15 protein-coding genes are annotated in these 19,589 nt (G+C 46.8%); 11 read left to right on the forward strand and 4 right to left on the reverse strand.

The window, feature by feature from the left end; translation table 11 throughout:
* The first annotated feature begins 16 nt into the window (after positions 1-16).
* Together D8Y20_RS00185 and D8Y20_RS00190 are read left to right on the forward strand one after the other, a co-directional pair.
* Positions 17-1,951, forward strand: coding sequence for an EAL domain-containing protein (locus tag D8Y20_RS00185; protein ID WP_121541011.1), 1,935 nt, complete (start codon positions 17-19; stop codon positions 1,949-1,951).
* A gap of 74 nt (positions 1,952-2,025) precedes the next feature.
* Entirely contained in the window at positions 2,026-4,521 is a 2,496-nt protein-coding gene (locus tag D8Y20_RS00190) for a fatty acid cis/trans isomerase (RefSeq protein WP_161957544.1), read from the forward strand.
* A gap of 37 nt (positions 4,522-4,558) precedes the next feature.
* On the opposite strand, the gene pflA is transcribed toward D8Y20_RS00190, so the two are convergent.
* The 3 genes from pflA to lon all read right to left on the reverse strand — a co-directional run bounded on the left by pflA (position 4,559) and on the right by lon (position 10,581).
* Positions 4,559-5,353: a pyruvate formate-lyase-activating protein gene (gene pflA / locus D8Y20_RS00195; protein WP_121541013.1), complete on the reverse strand. Its 795-nt coding sequence runs from the start codon at positions 5,351-5,353 to the stop codon at positions 4,559-4,561.
* Positions 5,354-5,588: 235 nt separating this feature from the next.
* The gene (pflB, locus tag D8Y20_RS00200) at positions 5,589-7,841 is read right to left on the reverse strand and encodes a formate C-acetyltransferase (RefSeq protein WP_255418396.1); all 2,253 of its coding nucleotides are present in this window, start codon (positions 7,839-7,841) and stop codon (positions 5,589-5,591) included.
* 280 nt (positions 7,842-8,121) lie between these two features.
* Entirely contained in the window at positions 8,122-10,581 is a 2,460-nt protein-coding gene (gene lon, locus D8Y20_RS00205; protein ID WP_121541014.1) for an endopeptidase La, read from the reverse strand.
* Positions 10,582-10,690: 109 nt separating this feature from the next.
* Between lon and htpX the strand changes: the two genes are divergently transcribed.
* From htpX to groL, 8 genes are all read left to right on the forward strand, one after another.
* Positions 10,691-11,596: a protease HtpX gene (gene htpX / locus D8Y20_RS00210; RefSeq protein WP_121541015.1), complete on the forward strand. Its 906-nt coding sequence runs from the start codon at positions 10,691-10,693 to the stop codon at positions 11,594-11,596.
* A gap of 159 nt (positions 11,597-11,755) precedes the next feature.
* Positions 11,756-12,571 (forward strand): hypothetical protein, encoded by an 816-nt coding sequence (locus D8Y20_RS00215; RefSeq protein WP_121541016.1) that lies wholly within the window; start codon positions 11,756-11,758, stop codon positions 12,569-12,571.
* Entirely contained in the window at positions 12,568-13,053 is a 486-nt protein-coding gene (gene rraA, locus D8Y20_RS00220) for a ribonuclease E activity regulator RraA (protein ID WP_121541017.1), read from the forward strand. The genes D8Y20_RS00215 and rraA overlap by 4 nt, the downstream gene beginning before the upstream one ends.
* Before the next feature lie 342 nt (positions 13,054-13,395).
* Entirely contained in the window at positions 13,396-13,716 is a 321-nt protein-coding gene (locus D8Y20_RS00225) for a hypothetical protein (RefSeq protein ID WP_147433997.1), read from the forward strand.
* A 75-nt stretch (positions 13,717-13,791) separates the two neighbouring features.
* Positions 13,792-14,052: a hypothetical protein gene (locus D8Y20_RS00230; RefSeq protein WP_147433998.1), complete on the forward strand. Its 261-nt coding sequence runs from the start codon at positions 13,792-13,794 to the stop codon at positions 14,050-14,052.
* 162 nt (positions 14,053-14,214) lie between these two features.
* Positions 14,215-14,658 carry a hypothetical protein gene (locus tag D8Y20_RS00235; protein ID WP_121541020.1) on the forward strand — a complete coding sequence of 148 codons (444 nt, stop codon included), beginning with the start codon at positions 14,215-14,217 and terminating at the stop codon, positions 14,656-14,658.
* 324 nt (positions 14,659-14,982) lie between these two features.
* Positions 14,983-15,279 (forward strand): co-chaperone GroES, encoded by a 297-nt coding sequence (gene groES / locus D8Y20_RS00245; protein WP_121541022.1) that lies wholly within the window; start codon positions 14,983-14,985, stop codon positions 15,277-15,279.
* 112 nt (positions 15,280-15,391) lie between these two features.
* Complete coding sequence (gene groL / locus D8Y20_RS00250) at positions 15,392-17,032, forward strand: chaperonin GroEL (RefSeq protein ID WP_121541023.1); 1,641 nt, start codon at positions 15,392-15,394, stop codon at positions 17,030-17,032.
* Positions 17,033-17,146: 114 nt separating this feature from the next.
* Here the strand turns inward: groL and D8Y20_RS00255 are convergent, their stop codons facing one another.
* Entirely contained in the window at positions 17,147-18,478 is a 1,332-nt protein-coding gene (locus tag D8Y20_RS00255; protein WP_121541024.1) for a hydantoinase/carbamoylase family amidase, read from the reverse strand.
* Positions 18,479-18,775: 297 nt separating this feature from the next.
* Here D8Y20_RS00255 and D8Y20_RS00260 point away from each other — a divergent pair, with 297 nt between their 5' ends.
* Complete coding sequence (locus D8Y20_RS00260) at positions 18,776-19,558, forward strand: endonuclease (RefSeq protein WP_201265477.1); 783 nt, start codon at positions 18,776-18,778, stop codon at positions 19,556-19,558.
* Positions 19,559-19,589: the final 31 nt, after the last annotated feature.

Consider the following 19,589-nt stretch of genomic DNA (forward strand, 5'->3'; position numbering starts at 1 on the left):
GGCCGAGGGAATAATCATGACATTAGCCAAGCAACTGTACGCACTGATTTTTATTATCGCATTGATGATGGGGGTGGGCACATTGGTGATCAGTGTAGAAAACACCCGCTCCTACCTGATACTTCAGCTGGCCAGCCAGACCCAGAACGCCGCCGATTCACTCGGGCTATCTCTGGTTCCACACATGAAAGGGCGCGACATTGCTGTGATGGACACCATGGTGAATGCTGTGTTTGACAGCGGTTATTATAAATCACTAAAACTGAAGAGCATGAGCGGAGAGAGCCTGATTGAACGAGAAAACACATCACGTATCGAAGGTGTACCGCAGTGGTTTATCAACAATCTGACGCTGGAAACACCGATTGCAAACTCGGTTATTACCACTGGTTGGACCCAATCGGGGACACTGACACTCGAAGCACATCCGGGTTATGCCTATAAAAAACTGTGGGAGACATCAATCCAGACCTTCTATCTGGCTGTATTGGTTTTTCTACTCTCATTCCTCTTCGCATTTCTTGTTCTGAAGGCGATTCTCAGGCCACTGACCGCAGTTGAGCAGCAAGCACTTGCCATCTGCGAACGGGAGTTTCCTATTGTTGCGCGCATTCCAAAAACACGGGAGCTGCAGCGGGTGGTGTTGGCCATGAACAAGATGTCGGCGAAGGTGCAAAGTATTATTCTGCATTTAACAGCGCGAGCAGAAATGATGCAAAAGGAAGCCCATTTTGATGATCTGACGGCGTTGATGAATAGGCGCGGGTTTCTAGCTGTGCTGGAAAATACGGTAAAGGATCGGGAGGGGGGAGGCTTCGGATCTCTTGCCCTGATTCGATTGAGTCATTTTGCCGACTATAATAAGCAGTTTGGCTTTCAGGCTGGTGATGCGTTGTTGATGGATGTTGCAACGTTGATAAAACAGAGAGCGGAATCGTTTGATAATGCTACGGTTGCGCGCTCAGAAGGTGGTGAATTCGGAGTACTCTTTCCGCTGCTTGCATCTGATGACGTGAAAGCATTTGGTGAGCAGTGTGCAAATGCTCTGAGTGATTTGGCTGAAACATTGCCCGTCAATGAGATCGCTCATATTGGTATTACATCTTTCTCAGAAGAGGAGTCTGTGTCTGATCTGCTTGCCAATGCAGACATGGCGCTTGCCTCGGCTGAACATCAAAGCCCTAATAGCTATTTCATCAGTCATACAAAAAGCATTGCTTCAGGCAATATTGCCTGGAAAAAATTAATTACAGAGTCTATGGCGCAGCAACATATTCGTTTTCTGCATCAACCTGTTGTTACGTCGGAGGCTGAAACGATCTTCTGGGAAATACTGATCCGTGTGAAAGATGAGCATGGCAAGGATATTCCACCGGGCGCATTTGCATCCATGGCCGACAGGCTTGAGCTGAACAGTGATCTGGATCGCTATATTATTATGCAGGTTACGGCACTGCTTAAATTGCCAGGATTCAGCAACCATGCCATTGCCATTAAGCTCTCTACGCGCTCGGTGCATGATAGAGCGTTTATCCAGTGGCTGGATTCTCATCTTCAGACGCATCAATCGATAGCTTCATCGCTGCTGTTTGAAGTCAGCGAACATGCATTTTTACATGATCAGGGTCTGGCTGAAGAGCTGATTAAAATGGTGCATACATATCAAGGAAGAATGGTCATGGAGCACTTTGGCACGAAGCTGAGCTCATTTAAAACGTTAAGGAAGCTGAAACTCGATTATATCAAACTCGATGGCAGTTATATTCGCAATATATCGGAAAATAGGGACAACCGGTTCTTTATTCAAACGGTGATTGATATTGCACATGGGCTTGATATTCAAGTGATTGCTGAGCATGTGGAGACAGATGAGGATAAGACGAGCTTGAAAGCACTTGGCATCAATGCCATGCAGGGTTATCTCTTTGGGGCCCCGACCGAGCTTAAATAAAAGGAAGCTTGCATGACCTATGGCTCCTTAAGGGCATGATGTAGGGAATGTGTTGAGGTGAGAGAGGGATGTTGATGGGAAATATAATGACACCGTTGTGGTCACATATGCGAGGGGCCGCAGTAGTTATTGGTCTGTGTTCGTTGGTACCATTCTCCGCATTAGCAGGGCTCAGTGTGGCAGATCAGGATCTTGCGTTGATACAGACCCTACCTGAAAAGACACTTACCTTTGACGATATCAGACCTACACTGGAGCGGCGCTGCATTGTTTGTCACGGCTGTTTTGATGCACCCTGTCAGCTTAAACTCTCCTCCTTTGAAGGGTTGGATCGAGGTGCAAGCAAGGTGCCGATATATAGTAAGACGCGGGTCACCTGGCAGCAGCCTACGCGCCTGTTTATAGATGCCAATTCCACTGAACAGTGGCGCGGTATGGGCTTTTTTAGTGTGATTGACAAACAACAAGAACAGCACGCATCTGAAGATCATTTGCGGAACTCACTGCTTTATCAGATGTTGAATTTGAAACGTCAACATCCGTTGCCGGAAACGGGGATGTTGCCCGATGATCTGGATGTGAGCCTGGATCGGAAACAGCGTTGTAGCAGACTCAATGCGTTCGATAAGTTTGCCGGCGATCACCCGATGTGGGGTATGCCTTATGCACTGCCGGGGCTATCCGATGCCGAGTACAATATTCTGATACAGTGGCTGGCGCAGGGAGCCAGGGCTGACAAGCCGATTCAACAGAGCAGTGAAATCGTAAAGCAGGTCGAGCAGTGGGAAACATTTTTTAATGGTGGTAGCAACAAACAACAGCTGGTCAGCCGTTATATTTATGAGCATCTGGTGCTTGGCCATATCCATTTTCGGGGTGGCCCTGATCGTGTGTTTTTCCGCTTGGTGCGTTCGCGTAGTGGGCCGGGGCAGCCTGTTGACGAGATAGCCACAGTTCGCCCGTATGATGATCCAGAAAGCCCGTTTTATTATCGCCTGCGGCTCTATAAACCCAGCGTGGTAGAGAAAAATCATATTGTGTATGAATTTTCGCCACAACGTATGCAGCGGTATCAGGAACTGTTCATGCAGCCTGATTATACAGTGGCAACATTGCCGGGATATAATAAGGGTGAGGCGACAGGTTTTTTTGATAGGAACATGGTGAAACTTAAAAAGCTGTTTGGCCTGTATGAAGAGCAATTGATTACGCCATTTAAAACCTTTGCAGCCATTCCGGCCAAGCTTCGTTATGCCTTTCTGCTCGATGATGCCCGCTTCTTTATCAATGGTTTCATCAAGGGGCCCGTGTGTCGTGGGCAGAGCGCCTTGAGTTCCATTGAAGATCATTTCTGGGTGTTTTTCCTGAAGCCTGAACATCCACCTGCGCCATATACTCAGCATGGTTTGGATGGTGCATTTCTCAATGATATGGATGAATATCTGCATTTGCCGACAGAGCTGGATGATACCAATCGACTGTTTACAGCCTGGATCACGTACTGGCCGGATGAACAGCGTTATATGCAGGCTAAACTGGACTACTATAAATCCAAACAAGGTAAGCAGCCGTTGTTGCCTGTGCTGCCGATCAAGAAAGCGCTGGATTACTTCATTTGGGATGGCAAAGCTGATGATGGTCGGATCAACAACAATGCTGCACTGACTGTTTTCCGACACTATGATAGTGCTTCAGTGCATTATGGCTTGCTTGGTGAGGCTCCTGAAACTGCGTGGGTGATCGATTATCCGGTACTTGAGCGTTTGCACTATTTGTTGGTAGCAGGGTTCAATCCGTTCGGAGTAGTAGGACATCAGTTGGGGGCGCGCCTCTATATGGATTTCTTGCGCATCGAAGGTGAGGATAACTTCCTCTACTTCTTACCTACCAAGGCGCGTAAGACTTTATATCAATCGTGGCATGACATTGATCGCAAAACCTTGCCTGATCAACGCAAGGCAAGTAAAGCCTGGTTAAGTGTAGAGTCTGTCAGTGGTTTCAATACGGCCCACCCGCAGCAGGAACTTTATGATCTGCTCAAGCATTATGTGCAATCGGTACGCCCCGATGAAGAAGATCTGAACCGCTGTGATCAGAATGACTGTTTCGCATCGGCCAGCGATAGGGCGGTGCATCGATTAGGCAACACATTGCACGGTGAAATGTTGGAGATATTTCCCGAAGTCTCTTATCTCAGAGTGGGTGGTGAAGAGGGCACAGCCTACACGCTGATCCATAATAAATCGTATCGGGAAGATACTTTTGCCAAAGAAGTAAATGATCGCAGCGAAGCGGATATGCAGCTGGATACGTTGACGGTATTGCGTGGCTTGGCCGGTTCATATCCGAACTTCTTTTTTGATGTGAAAGCTGAAGATCTTGATGGATTCGTGGATACATGCGCCGCAATTCGTAACAAAGATGATTATGAATCTATGCTGACTCGGTTTGGAATCCGACGCACAAACCCTGCCTTCTGGTCGGTTTCAGACTGGTTTCAAGATTTACATGCCAGAACCGAACCGGTTGAATCCGGTTTGTTTGATCTGAGCCGTTATAAAGATCGCTGATGTGGTCTTTGTTGCATCAATAAAGAGAGACTAATTCTTAGCAGGCAGTCAGACCACGCGCTTTGAATTGATTAATGACGCGTTCCACTTGTTGCTGGGAGGGAGCGTGCACATCTTTCAAGTGGTATGTGAAGCCCAATTCCTGCCATTTGTGTTCACCCATTTTGTGAAACGGCAATACTTCTACGCGCTCAACGCTTTTAAGCGTGGTGATAAAGTCGGCCAGTTTTTCCACATCTTCAACAGCATCGGTGTAACCGGGCAGGAGTACATATCGTATCCATATTTTTTTACCCATGTCGGATAGACGGCGGGCAAAATTCAATGTGGGCTGCAGTGGTTTGGATGTCAGGGCTAGATATTTCTCAGGATCGATATGTTTAATGTCGAGCAGTACCAGATCGATATCATCAAACCATTCGTCTGCCAGTTGGCTGGCCAGAAAACCCTGGGTGTCGAGTGCGGTGTGCAGGTGATAATCATGTTTAGCAAGATAGAAAATCTCTTTCACAAAATCCGCCTGCATGAGTGGTTCACCGCCGGATATTGTCAGGCCACCTGCAAAACGCAAAAATGAAGCAAACTCGGCGATCTCTTCGAGTACATGATCAACGGTCATGATATTACCGTTATGCATTTTGATGGTATCTGGATTATGGCAATAGAGACAGCGAAACTGACAACCGGAGACAAACACTACAAAACGCATGCCGGGACCATCGACAGCACTGCCCGATTCAAAGGAGTGTACGAAGCCTGAAAGCCGCCCCTGTTCATCCACACAGGCAGGTGCGATAAGGCCACTTGTTTTCCCTGTGTTGTGCTCAGTCATTGAAATCCTTGTGTGGTGCATCGTTGTATATTGTGATCTTAAGCCAAAGGGCGTTGAAGATCGTTGTTACAATACAGCGGTTTGTGTACGCCTGTTTTGATGCGCGGCATGGTAGCGTCAATAGTAGCATGTCGCCATGCACCGCAATAACGGCGGCTGGTTGCTACATGATGTGTGAGGACGTGTGACCTGCCGGCCGCCTTATCATCATGGTAAGGCAGCGTTAGGCAGAAGGTTAAAAGCTTAAGTGGAAAGTGCGGTTGATGACATCCAACTGTTGTTCGCGTGTCAACTTGATGAAGTTTACCGCATATCCTGATACGCGCAGTGTCAGTTGCGGGTAGTTTTCAGGATGCTCCATGGCATCAAGTAAGGTATCCTTATTGAGCACGTTAACATTGACGTGAAAACCGTTGGCGTTGCAAAACACATCAATACAGTTGCTCAGGTTATTGACCCGATCCGTTAATGTGTGTCCAAAAGTGTCCGGCGTACTGGTTGCGGTCCATGAGATGCCATCGAGTGCGGCGTGGTAGGGCAGCTTGGCTACCGATGCACCTGAGGCGATAAAGCCTTTGGTGTCGCGGCCGTTCATCGGGTTGGCACCGGGTGCAAAGGGTTCACCAGCACGGCGACCATCCGGTGTGTTACCGGTTTTCATGCCGTAAACCACATTGGAAGTGATGGTCAATACAGACTGGGTAGGCACACTGTCGCGGTAGGTTTTGTGTTTACGGATCTTGGCCATAAAGGTCTCTACCAACCATACGGCGATATTGTCGGCGCGATCATCATTGTTGCCATAGGCCGGGTACTCACCTTCAATAGCGAAATCGGTGGCGATGCCTGCATCATTGCGGATCACGCGTACCTTGGCGTGTTTGATGGCAGAGAGTGAGTCGGTAGTCACTGACAGGCCGGCAATACCGCAAGCCATGGTGCGCAGAATATCGCGGTCATGCAGCGCCATTTCGATACGCTCGTAATGGTATTTATCATGCATAAAATGGATGGCATTGAGGGCTTTAATGTAGGTTGTGGCCAGCCACTCCATCATGGCATCGAATTTCGCAATGACCTCATCATAGTCGAGGTATTCAGATGTGATCGGGTCAAAGCCGTCAACAACTTTAACGCCGGACTTTTCATCCACCCCACCATTGATGGCATAGAGGATGGTTTTTGCGAGATTACAACGCGCTCCGAAGAACTGCATCTGTTTGCCAATGCGCATAGCTGATACACAGCAGGCGATAGCATAATCATCACCCCAATGTTCACGCATCAGATCATCCGACTCGTATTGGATCGCACTGGTTTCAATGGACACCTTTGAACTGAAATCCTTGAAACCTTTGGGCATGTCGTTGGACCATAGCACGGTGAGATTCGGTTCAGGAGCAGGGCCTAGATTGTAGAGCGAGTGAAGGAAACGGAAACTACCCTTGGTGACCAGTGTACGACCATCTTCGCCCATGCCACCAATGGCTTCAGTAACCCAGACAGGGTCGCCCGAGAAGAGTAGGTCATATTCCGGTGTCCGCAGAAAACGCACGATGCGCAGTTTGATGATCAGATCATCAATCAACTCCTGTGCTGCGGACTCATCCAGGAGGCCAGCCTGCATATCGCGTTCGATATAAATATCGAGGAATGTCGAGATGCGCCCAATAGACATGGCAGCACCATTCTGCTCTTTGATGGCCGCCAGATAACCGAAGTAGAGCCATTGCACTGCTTCCTGTGCTGTGATTGCAGCTTGGCTGATATCAAAACCGTAACTGGCAGCCATCTGCTTGAGTTCTTCCAGTGCTTTGATCTGTTCGGACAGTTCTTCGCGAGTACGCAGCACATCTTCACTGAACATGACGTTATCAAGCTCAGATTTTTCACGTTTTTTATCCGCAACCAGATAGTCGATACCATAAAGCGGGACACGGCGATAATCACCAACGATGCGGCCACGTCCGTACGCGTCAGGCAGGCCAGTAATGATGCCGGAACGGCGACAGGCCAGAACGTCAGGACTATATACATCAAATACGCCCTGGTTATGATCCTTACGGTAGCGGTCATAGGCCTCTTTAACCGATTTATCGAGTTCAAAACCATATGCCTGGAGTCCTGCTTCAACCATGCGTAAACCGCCATTTGGCACGATGGCACGCTTCAGCGGCGCATCAGTTTGCAGACCAACAATCAGCTCAAGCGGTTTATTGATGTAACCGGGCTTATGGGCCGTGATAGATGTACCAATTTCACTGGATACATCGAGCACACCCTTGAGACGTTCCTGTTCTAATAGTGTTGAAACCTCTAGCCACAATTGCTTTGTGCGATCGCTGGCAGATGCAAGGAAGCTATCGTCGCCTTTGTAGGGGGTGTAATTTTGTTGAATAAAATCACGCACATCAATGCGTTGTTGCCACTGATGACCGTTAAACCCGGACCATGCTTGTAGCTCTGAAATATTCTCTGAGAAATTCACGATAATACCTTTGTGTGTAAATGTATTTGTATTGCTTGAAACTGAAAAAAATTTTGCAATGGCATTCTCACGGTTGATCGTGGCTGGGTCAATACCTGAAATGCATTAAAAAAATAAAGAGGCATGTTATTGGCTGCCATTCCCGCTAGCAGACTGAGGTAAGTTACTAAACTGAATGTATGTAGGTATAGAATGTTAAGAGCCTGTGTTTGGCCGGCCACCCTTGGCCTGCGTGGAACCGTTGAATAAATCAGCGTTTCTTAATAAATGTGAGTAGTGATTACTTCACCGTGCGTTTTTTTCTAGCCGGTTTCATACGAATGCCGAACATCAATTTGGCTACATCTTTGAAGTGTTTGGCGTAGTGAATAGTGATACCTTCTCTTACACTGGCCGGTAATTCATCGACATCGACTTCATTTGCTGCCGGTAGAATGACTTCCTGAATACCAAGCCGTTTGGCTGCCAATAACTTTTCACGCTCACCACCAATCGGTAGCACATCACCGGTTAAGGTCATTTCACCGGTCATGGCGATGCGGGCAGGTACTTGATTCAATGCCAGTGATAGCAGCGCTGTGGCAATAGCGATGCCTGCTGATGGGCCATCTTTGGGCACGGCGCCCTCAGGCACATGCATATGCACAAACGCTTTATCGAAATATGTAAGATCTACTTCAGTCTTGTTTTCAACAAAACGTTCCAAATTAGAAGTGATATAGGAGTATGCAATTTCAGTAGATTCCTGCATCACTTTACCCAGTTGACCGGTGATTTTCATGCCACGGCGATCATGATGGATGACGGTAGTTTCCAGTACCAGTGTGGTGCCACCCATGGCGGTCCATGCCAGACCTGTCGCTAAACCCACGCCCTGTTTGATGGCCTGTTCACGGAAACGTGCTTTACCGATGTAGTCGGCCAAATCAGAGACAGCAATGCGTACCGGTGCTTTGGCCGATCCATCTTCCAGATTGCGTGCCACTTTGCGCAGGATTTTTTTCATCAAGCCTTCCAGGCGGCGTACACCCGGTTCACGGGCATAATCTTCCACCAGATGCTGAATCACTGTTTTAGTCAGTGATACCTCCTGCTTTGTCAGAGCGTGGGCTTCAAGTTGTGCTGGCCACAGATGCTTGCGCGCAATCTCTACTTTTTCACTGATCATATAACCGGGTAAACGAATGATTTCGGCGCGATCGAGCAGGGGGCGAGGCACGGTATCCAGTTGATTGGCGGTCAATAAAAAGAGTACCTGCGAGAGATCAAAACGCACATCCAAGTAATGATCCATGAAATCAGAGTTTTGTTCCGGATCCAGTACTTCCAATAGTGCTGATGCCGGATCACCACGGAAATCGGAGCCGATTTTATCGACTTCATCAATCATGATAACAGGGTTGGCAACGTCCACCCGCTTAAGTGCCTGCACGATTTTACCCGGCATGGCTCCTATATAGGTACGGCGATGACCCTTGATTTCCGCTTCATCACGCATGCCTCCCACTGAAAAACGATAAAATGGGCGCGATACGGCTTCAGCAATGGCTTTGCCTAATGACGTTTTGCCCACACCCGGTGGGCCGACAAACAGAATGATGGAACCACCAACGGCTTTTTTCCGCGCCCCAACCGCAATAAATTCAAGAATACGATCTTTCACATCATCAAGGCCTGAATGGTGTTTGTTTAAGGCGCGCGACGCTGAATTGAGATTGTAGCGTTCACGGCAGGTCTTGCCCCAGGGCAGGGAAGTCATCCAGTCGAGATAATTGCGTGTTACGCTGTATTCGGGTGACGATGTTTCCAACATCACTAACTTATTCAATTCTTCATCAAAAGCTATTTCCGCCTCTTCACTGAAGTTGAGCTTTTCGGCTTTTTTGCTGAACTCATCAATCTCTTTTTCGCGCGGGTCTTCATTCATACCCAGTTCGCGTTGAATCTCCTGCAACTGTTCATGTAGGAAGAATTTGCGTTGCTGCTCACTCACACGTTCATCAATATTCTCGCGAATTTTTGTCTGTACCTTGCTGACATCGAGTTCCCGATTCAGTAAGGATAGTACTTTTTTCAGGCGATCAAAGATGGGGTAGGTTTCCAGAATATCCTGCAAGTTTTCACGGCTGGCCGTGGTCAGACTGGCGGCAAAATCGGCCAGACGGTTCGGTTCATTGACATCGAAACGCGATGCAAACAGTCGTAGCTCTTCTTCATAGAGCGGATTGTGTTTGAGTAGTTCTTTGATGGTATTAACCACCGCCACGGTATAAGCACGTAGATCAATGTTATCTTCATAGGTGGTTTCACTGCGATATTTGGCCTGCACCCGAATTGGATTTTTATTGGTGAGGAAACCTTCGATACTGAATCGTTGCAGACATTCGACCACCAGATGCAGACCATGGCCTTCAATCTCTATGGCTTTAGCGATACGGGCGACTACACCGACGCTATATACATTTTCAGGCGCGTAGGGCTGATCTTCATCGCGTACCAGTACCAAACCAATATGTTGCACATGGCTATCGGCCAGATCACGAACGATTTTGCTCATCTCATCGCCTTCATAAATCAGCGGCACAACCAGACCCGGAAACAGCGGCCTGTTGGAGACAGGTAGCAGGGTTAACTCTTTTGGCAGAACTTCATCAGAACGAACCAGATGCCCCTCTTTGCTTTCAGGAGCAACTATTGTGTCATCAAGAATTTCAGTGTCGTGTTCGGTATCAGCATTCATGAGTGCTTTTTAAGGTATGTTTCATCTGATTTCAAGGCTTGTATTTGCACACTTGTGACCTCACATTTAGCAATACTAAAATACTAACGTTACCATAAAGGGGTTTTCAATGCAGTGGTTCAAAGGCATTTTTCTATTAATCGTTACCAATCTACTGATTTTTTTCACATTAGCGATCACCGGCACTATTCTTATTGATTACGTTTTACCCAACTTTGGTATCGATTTGCGTGGTTCAGTTGCCACGCATGAGTTTGCCTGGGCTATGGTTTTCGGGTTTGGTGGAGCATTTATCTCCTTGTTTATGTCCAAATGGTTGGCCAAACGTGGTATGCGCATGCAGCAGGTGACCTCTCCATCTACGCAGAAAGAGAAGGTTGTATTCAATACCGTGGCTGAATTGGCACAGCGTGAAGGCATCAAAATGCCGGAAGTATGGGTTTATTGGGATGATGTGCCGAATGCCTTTGCCACCGGGCCAACACGCAATAATGCCATGGTTGCGGTGTCTTCCGGTTTGGCTATGAGTCTCTCTGATGATGAATTGAGAGCTGTGGTTGCGCATGAAATGGGTCATGTTACCAATGGTGATATGATGGCAACCACCCTGTTGCAAGGCTTAATGAATACCTTTGTCTATTTCATTGCCCGCATGATTTCACGCCCATTGATGGAGCGTAATTACTGGATGGGTTTTGCGGTCTATATGGTTTTACAGTTTGTCCTGTCGATTCTGGCGATGATTCCCATCTGCTGGTTTTCACGTCGGCGCGAATTTCGTGCAGATGCTTATGCTGCCAAGGCAGTGGGTGCAGCATCCATGGCAGCAGCGTTACAGAAGATTGAAACCTTGTCTCAGCGCACCCTCTCTTCTGAACATAGAGAAGAGGGCATGAGTGAGGATGCCTTGGCGACCATGAAAATTCATGGCCAGTCGAAGGGCTTTTCGCACTTGTTCTCTACGCATCCACCTACAGAAGCGCGTATCGCGGCATTGAAGAATCTGCCCAAATAGTGTCTATGTTGAAACAGCCGTGGTGCACAATCAGTTTTGTACAAGCAACGTGCAAATCCTGTTTGGCTGGCATAAGGTAACAGTTATTGATGAGGGAGGCTGATTGGCTTGGCGTCATGAAAGCGTTTCTCTTTATATTGAAAGAATAGGAGCTGGATAATGAAAAAAGTATTGATCGGAGTAGCCGCATTGGCTGTTATCATTGTTGGAGGATTGGCATTTGTATGGTCGAATCTTGATGGTATTGTAAAAGATGCAATCCAGACCTATGGCTCAGAAGCCACCAAAACTGAGGTTCGTGTTGGAGATGTGAAACTGGAACTGGAAGCGGGTAAAGCGGCAATCTCCGGTTTGACTGTTGGTAACCCATCTGGGTTTACAGATCCCAATATCTTTTCACTTGGTAACATTGCTACGAAAATTGATGTCTCTACGATCCGTCAAAACCCGATTGTGATTGATGAGATTATTATCAGCGAAGCAGCTGTTATCTATGAAATCAATAAAGCCGGCACATCCAATGTAGATGTATTGAAACAGAATCTTGGTGGCGGTAGTACAAAAGCAAAACCGGCAGCTGACAAAGCGGGTGGCGGTGAAGAACTGAAAATGATTATCCGTAAACTGGTGGTTGAAGGAAGCCAGGCGAAAGTACGTATTGCGGCCCTTGGTGATGCAGAGCAGACCGTTAAGCTTCCTAGTATTCTACTTACAGATGTTGGTAAAAAGAGCGGTGGTGCGACAGCTGCGGAAGTGGCACAAATTCTCTCATCCAAACTGGTTGGTAATGTGAAGGGCGCAGTAACGTCATTGGGTGTGAATAAATACCTGGGTAAATCTGCAGACCTGTTGAAGAAAGGTGCAATGGATCAGGTCGGTAAAGTCGGTGGCTCTGCAGGGACTGCGGTTACCGATAGCCTTGGTGGTGCAGCAGGTGGTGCCGGTAACGCTGTGAAGGGTCTATTCGGTAAGTGAGAGCTCAATTTAAAACGACAGACCTGTACGATGATTACCTGGAAGCATTACAAGTAGCAGCGCCCATCTTTCGTGATTTTGGTGGACGCTCTTCTTTTCACGGCCAGATCGTCACCCTGAAAGCGTTTGAAGATAATACATTCCTCAAAGCAGCATTTGAAACAGATGGCAAAGGCAAGGTGCTGGTGGTCGATTCCGCCGGCTCTTTGCGCTGTGCCATGATGGGGGATGTGATGGCAGCCCTCGGAGCCTCCAACGGTTGGGAAGGCGTCATTATCCACGGCTGCATCCGGGATTCAGCCGATGTCGGGAAAGTCGATATAGGTGCGAAAGCACTGGCCACGATTCCGCGCAAAACAGTTAAACGGAATCAGGGTGTAATGGATATCCCTGTTCATTTTGCCGATGTGACCTTCAATCCCGGTGAATACCTATATGCCGATGAAGATGGTATTGTTATATCGAAAACTAAAATTGCTTAGTAGCCTGCTTTAAAAAAAACTAGGACTAAAAGTTTCAAGTAAAATATAAATATGATGTGCCTTGCGATAACCTGAATTTTGGCTTCGAGGCAGGTGTCCCTGTCATCGCTGACAAGCTGATTACAACACTTTAAGGAATACCTTTGTTACGTGCGTTGAGCAGAAGCAGTTCATTCCAATGGTGCCTTGTTTTATTTGTTTTAGTCCCACGCAGCGTAAATACTTCGCCTTCCAAAGGTTTCAGTTTGATCTAAAGTAGGTGTTGTCGTTTGAACTTACTTATTTTGGGAGGTGATTATGTCCAGGTTTTTCATGTCGATCTGTATAATAATGTTGTCGTTGGTGTCTGGACTGGCTCAAGCTGAACGGGTTCAGTGTCGTAATTTCAATGAGGGTTGGGTGCACTGGGATAATACAAACAATCAAAATATCATTTGCGTCCTCAATCAAATCAAAGTGTATCGGGAGCTTCACAAACAGGGAGATGGCTGGGTTTATGTTGGCGATCGATATATGTGTAAAGAGCCAACAATAAAAAAAGATACCGTTAGATATACATTTGATCATTCAGAAACAAGCCGCATTCCATTTTATTCCTACGCTGCGATTGATTGTTTGGAGCGAAAATATGACTACCTTTTACGGTCAATGCCGCGCCAATGAGGCTTGCTAAACCTTTATGACTCCACTCCAATATGGGAGAGGGTATGATTATGAAACGTTATTATGATCTGTGTGATGATAATGGCATCTCCTGCTTATGCGATTGAATGCACAGATGCAGTTAAAGCATGGAGCTCCCTGCAGGGTAAATACAGCTTTAAAGCGCTGCAGGATGCGAAAGCTGGCCTGCGGCCAGGTGTACCGCATTTTGAGATGAAGAATTATTCGCTATGTGTAGAAGAGGAGAGGTGGCTTCTGGAAACAGGTCTATCCGGTTTTGGCATATTATTCAAAAGACGGTCGTTCAGAGTTTTATTCACGGATTCTCAATTATAGAAATGGTTCAGGTTTAACTTTTTTGAATCAGCTTATCGTTTCAGAGCAGGAACGAGACTTCTACAAGGTCAACAATTGCAAACATATTAAAAGCAGATGCTGATTAAGTAGTTTGGTGCTGAAGTGTAATCATATGAATATCCATGCAGTGAGGAGGAAGTATTGAATCAGTTTGAATCTTTTCGAGATGTGTTGTCATCGATGAAGCACTGGCGGCCTATGTTGGCACTGCTGGATGATTTGAGTAGTAAGCCTGAGAGCGTCACGGATGCACGTATTGAAGAAGTGTGGCACGTTTACAAACAAAGCATTCAGACGAACTGTGAAGGTGCAGCAGAGGCGCTAATGGCCGCGCTATCATCAATCTGCGCCCGTCGCCCAGAGATGTTGGACAAGCTACTTGCTGATGCAATTGAGCCTTTATTCATGCTTGGTGTTGAAGCCCCCGAAGCTCTCCTTGTGTGGGCTGATGCATATATTGGTCACAATGAATCCTATATGGGAAGACCCGATGAGCAGGCGCTCAAATGGATACGAGAGACCTTTCTATTATCCGGAGATGCCATTCAGCTTGTGTGGGATAGACTGATGGAAACGGAAGATTAACGATGCTTGATTGGGGTGCTTTTTCTGTAGCCCTATGCATGGTCAATCCATTGCTATCATGCGTAATATACCAGTTCATATATGGGTGATATCTATCCTGTTGAAAGGAATTGGCGGGATGCTTAAATATTCTAGGCAACTCTTTGTCGTGAGGTTGTTCGGTTGGGTCGGTCAAACAAAAGATAGGCTTAACAAAGATAAGCCATCAGCGACTGAACCTGATTCATAAATAATTATTGATTGGGGGTTGAAAGCCTGAATGCTGACTCCTATATATCAGTCTCAGAGTTAAAGCCCCACAATTAGATTGAAGGAGAAACAAAGATGACAACAAAGGTCCGTCCTTTACATGATCGCGTAATCGTCCGTCGCTTGGATGAAGAAGAAAAATCTGCTGGTGGCATCATTATTCCAGATTCGGCTAAAGAGAAGCCAGTTCAGGGTCTAGTGATTGCAACAGGTAAAGGTAAAAGTCTTGAAAACGGCGAAGTTCGTCCGTTAGACGTGCAAGAAGGTGATACAGTAATCTTCTCAACGTATGCTGGTACTGAAATTAAATTAGACGGCGAAGACTTCCTGATGATGCGTGAAGATGACATCCTGGGTGTCATTGAATCTTAATGGATTGATGAACTATCCTGATCTGGATGGTTAGAAAAGATTTAGCGTTTTTTCAATGAGAACGCATTGATATAAAAAATTAGTACTATTAGATAAAACAGGAGATTTAAGAATGGCTAAAGACATTCAATTCGGCGAAGATGCACGCGCCAAAATGATGGTTGGTGTAAACAAACTTGCCGATGCTGTAAAAGTAACATTAGGTCCCAAAGGCCGTAATGTAGTTCTGGATAAATCATGGGGCGCACCAACGATCACTAAAGATGGTGTTTCTGTTGCTAAGGAAATCGAACTGGAAGACAAGTTTGAAAACATGGGCGCACAGATGGTTAAAGAAGTGGCTTCTAAAACTGCAGACATCGCAGGTGACGGTACTACTACTGCAACCGTCTTGGCTCAGTCTATTGCCAAAGAAGGCGTAAAAGCTGTTGCTGCCGGTATGAACCCAATGGATCTAAAACGCGGTATTGATAAAGCTGTAGCAGCTGTGGTTGCTGAGTTGGCAGAGCTGTCTAAAGAAGTACAGAACCAGGAAGAGATTGCCCAGGTTGGTACTATCTCTGCCAATGGCGATGCTGAAATCGGTAAAATCATTGCAGATGCGATGGATAAAGTCGGTAAAGAAGGCGTCATCACTGTTGAAGAAGCAAAAGGTCTGGAAACAGAGCTGGACGTAGTTGAAGGCATGCAGTTCGACCGCGGTTACCTCTCACCTTACTTTGTAACAGATACAGAACGTATGGAAGCATCTCTGGATCACCCATATATCCTGCTGTTTGAAAAGAAAATCTCTAATATGCGCGAATTGCTGCCTGTCCTGGAAGCTGTTGCACGTACCGGTAAACCATTGTTGATCATTGCTGAAGATATCGAAGGCGAAGCGTTGGCTACACTGGTTGTGAACAAGGTTCGTGGTGTTGTAAACGTAGCTGCTGTGAAAGCACCTGGTTTCGGCGATCGTCGTAAAGCGATGATGGAAGACATGGCTATCCTGACTGGCGGTAAAGTAATCTCTGAAGACCTTGGTCTGAAATTGGAAAACGTTACTCTGGAAGATCTGGGTACTGCAGCTAACGTGAAGATCAGTAAAGATGCGACTGTTATTGTTGACGGTGCTGGCGACAAAGCAGCAATCGAAGGCCGTGTAGCGCTGATCCGCAAACAGGTTGAAGATACCACGTCTGATTACGATAAAGAGAAGATGCAGGAACGTCTGGCCAAACTGGCTGGTGGTGTTGCTGTCATCAAGGTTGGCGCTGCAACTGAAGTCGCGATGAAAGAGAAGAAAGATCGCGTTGATGATGCACTGCATGCAACACGTGCAGCTGTTGAAGAGGGAATCGTTGCTGGTGGTGGTGTAGCATTACTACGTGCCCGCAAATCTCTGGATAACGTTACTGGTGTTAACCATGACGAAGATACCGGTGTGAAAATCATTCGCCGCGCGCTCGAAGAGCCGTTGCGTCAGATCGTTTCCAACGGTGGTGGTGAAGCATCTGTAGTTGTGAATGAAGTATCTAACGGTGAAGGCCATTATGGTTACAATGCACAGACTGAAGAGTACGGTGATCTGGTGAAAATGGGTGTAATTGACCCAACTAAGGTTACCCGTTCAGCACTTCAATATGCTGCATCTATTGCTGGCCTGTTGATCACTACTGAAGCGATGATTGCTGATATCCCGGCACCAGAAGCTGCTGGTGGCGCGCCTGATATGGGCGGCATGGGTGGTATGGGCGGCATGGGTATGTAAACCAACTCTTCCGAGTTTGGTTTTATATCAGTCGTTTTATTGCTGATGATTAAAGAAGGGCGGTTCCGAAAGGGCCGCCCTTTTTGATCTTTAAAGAGAACGTAGATTAAATGGTTATTTACTTAGCCCCTGTTGCATCAAAGTTGCCAATAACGATGTGCCTTTGGCGATTTGTTCGTTGGAGGCAAACTCTTCAGGAGAGTGGCTTTTGCCATGTTGGCAGGGAATGAAAATCATGCCGACGGGCAGAGGTGTTTGATTGCTATGGCTTTGTTGTGCCATGAGGGCGGCATCGTGCCATGCGCCGGAGGGCAGGGTGCTATAACTGTAGCCTAATGTGTCACAAATGCGTTGCATGTCTGTCTGTAATGATTGATCCAGAGCTTTGACAGCACTGCTATTGCTGATACTTTCAATCCTGGCACTTACTCCAAAGGCCGTAGCTGTTTCTTGGATAACCCGGATGGCTTTTTGTTTGTATCTGTTTCGTAGAATATCATTGCAACTACGTAGCTCATAAGAGAAATATGCATAACCGCTAACCTTGGATATGGCATTGCTATACAGCTCGCTATCATGGCTGTTTTTCTCCGCGTTGCTGTTGATATGGCCGATGGTTTGGATCAGATCAAGTCCGCAATCTTCTTCTTGATGGCTGAGAAATAACGCATCCAGATTTACCAGTATATGGGCCAAAGCCAGGTTGGCATCACGTCGGTATTCGTTGCCCATCGGTGTTGCACCGGAGTGATCAAATTCACCGTGTAGCGAGATCCAGTCACGACTGGCTGCACGAATACCTGTGACGATACCAATATCCACGCCTTTTTTTTCCAGTACGATACCCTGCTCAATGTGCAGTTCCAGATGGGCTGATATCTGATCTATCTCATCTTGTTCGATGGTGCGCTGAGCTGATGCAATGATATCTGGATCTGCACCTTGTTCCTGCATGGCTTGGCGTAAAGAGCGCCCTGCATGGCGTTTGTCTAATGCAGATGCAGCTAGAGTTCCCAAAGCAGCGGAGGCACCGATAGAGGTGATGCCGAAACTGGCAGACTCTTCACCACGCCAGATGCGTAACCTGAGGCCATGTGAACGTGGTTTATGATGCAATGCCGCAATGGCTGTGAATCCGGCTACTACTCCTGCAAGACCATCAAAGTTGCCACCGTCGGGCACGGTATCAACATGTGAACCGCATTCCATCCACTGCTCCTGCGTATCCGTTGTTTCAATAAACAGGTTTCCCACTGCATCCCAGCGTGCCTTCAAGCCAGCTCGCTTAGCCTGCGTTTCAAAATAGATCATGACGGCTGTCTCTTCATCGGAATATGCGGGACGATGAAAGCCTGCGCCCGGATGATCGCCCAGTGCACCTATGCGGTTAAGCACAGCATAATGGTCTGCAATATTTTGTGCTGAGATGATCATGTCGTTTGTCATAGGATCTCAGAGCCTATGCATGGCATGCAATTATTGAAGCAGAGATCTAAAGATGCTCTGAAAAACTACGTCCATGTAGTTTTTCAGCACACAAGGGAAAAAGTGCGATTTTCCCTTTGCTCACAAACATCAAGCACTTGTGGGTATGATTATGGCAGGCCATCCATGGCCTAAGCGGATCCTCTGACTTTTTTAGGGAATCTCTGCATCACATAAAAACAGACAGAGTTCATGATGATACGCTAATCTTCGTACCTGCCACAGAGCTGGTGAATCTGTACCACATGGAAGTGATGTATGAACGACAGGGAAGTCTCCTTATTGCATAAAGCGTGCATGCTGCTCGCTATCATTGGTTTGATGCCGATAACTGCTTTTGCTGATACATCGGGCAATGTGTCCGGTAACAGTTTCAGGCAAGCAAAAAAGCAGTTGGTGCATGTCTATTCCGATCACCGTACAAGCTTTTATGCTGGCTGTGCATATGGAAAAAAAGGACATGTCAAAGCGAGTTCCTGCGGATATAAGGCGCGAAAAAACAAAAAACGCGGTAAGAAAATTGAATGGGAGCATGTGGTGCCCGCCTGGGCTTTTGGCCATGCCTTGCAGTGCTGGCAAAACACGGTCTGCACGACATCCAAAGGTAAAGCATATAAGGGGCGCAAATGTTGCGGGCGTTCTAATGATACATTCCGTGCTATGGAGTCGGATATGCATAATTTGGTGCCGGCTATTGGTGAGTTAAACGGTGATCGTTCAAACTTTCGTTATGGCATGATCAGTGGTGAATCGCGGCGTTACGGGGATGTAGATTTTGAGGTGGATTTCAAACATCGCGTTGCTGAACCTGCAATGAATGTGCGCGGTGATATTGCCAGAACCTATTTCTATATGGAAAAGGTATATGGTTTGAATATCAGTAAAAAACAACGTCGCCTGTTTGATGTGTGGAATAGAGAAGATCCGGTTGATGCCTGGGAAGTGTGGCGCAATAAAAAAATTATGGCACTTCAGGGTAATAGCAATCCATTTGTAGCTAGGTTTGCTGCCAGTGTGAAAACGGTAAAAAGAACTGAGTGATTCAAATTATTATCTGATCTATGCGCTTTCC

The sequence above is a fragment of the Mariprofundus sp. EBB-1 genome, from assembly GCF_003665155.1.
Taxonomy (GTDB): Bacteria; Pseudomonadota; Zetaproteobacteria; order Mariprofundales; family Mariprofundaceae; genus Mariprofundus.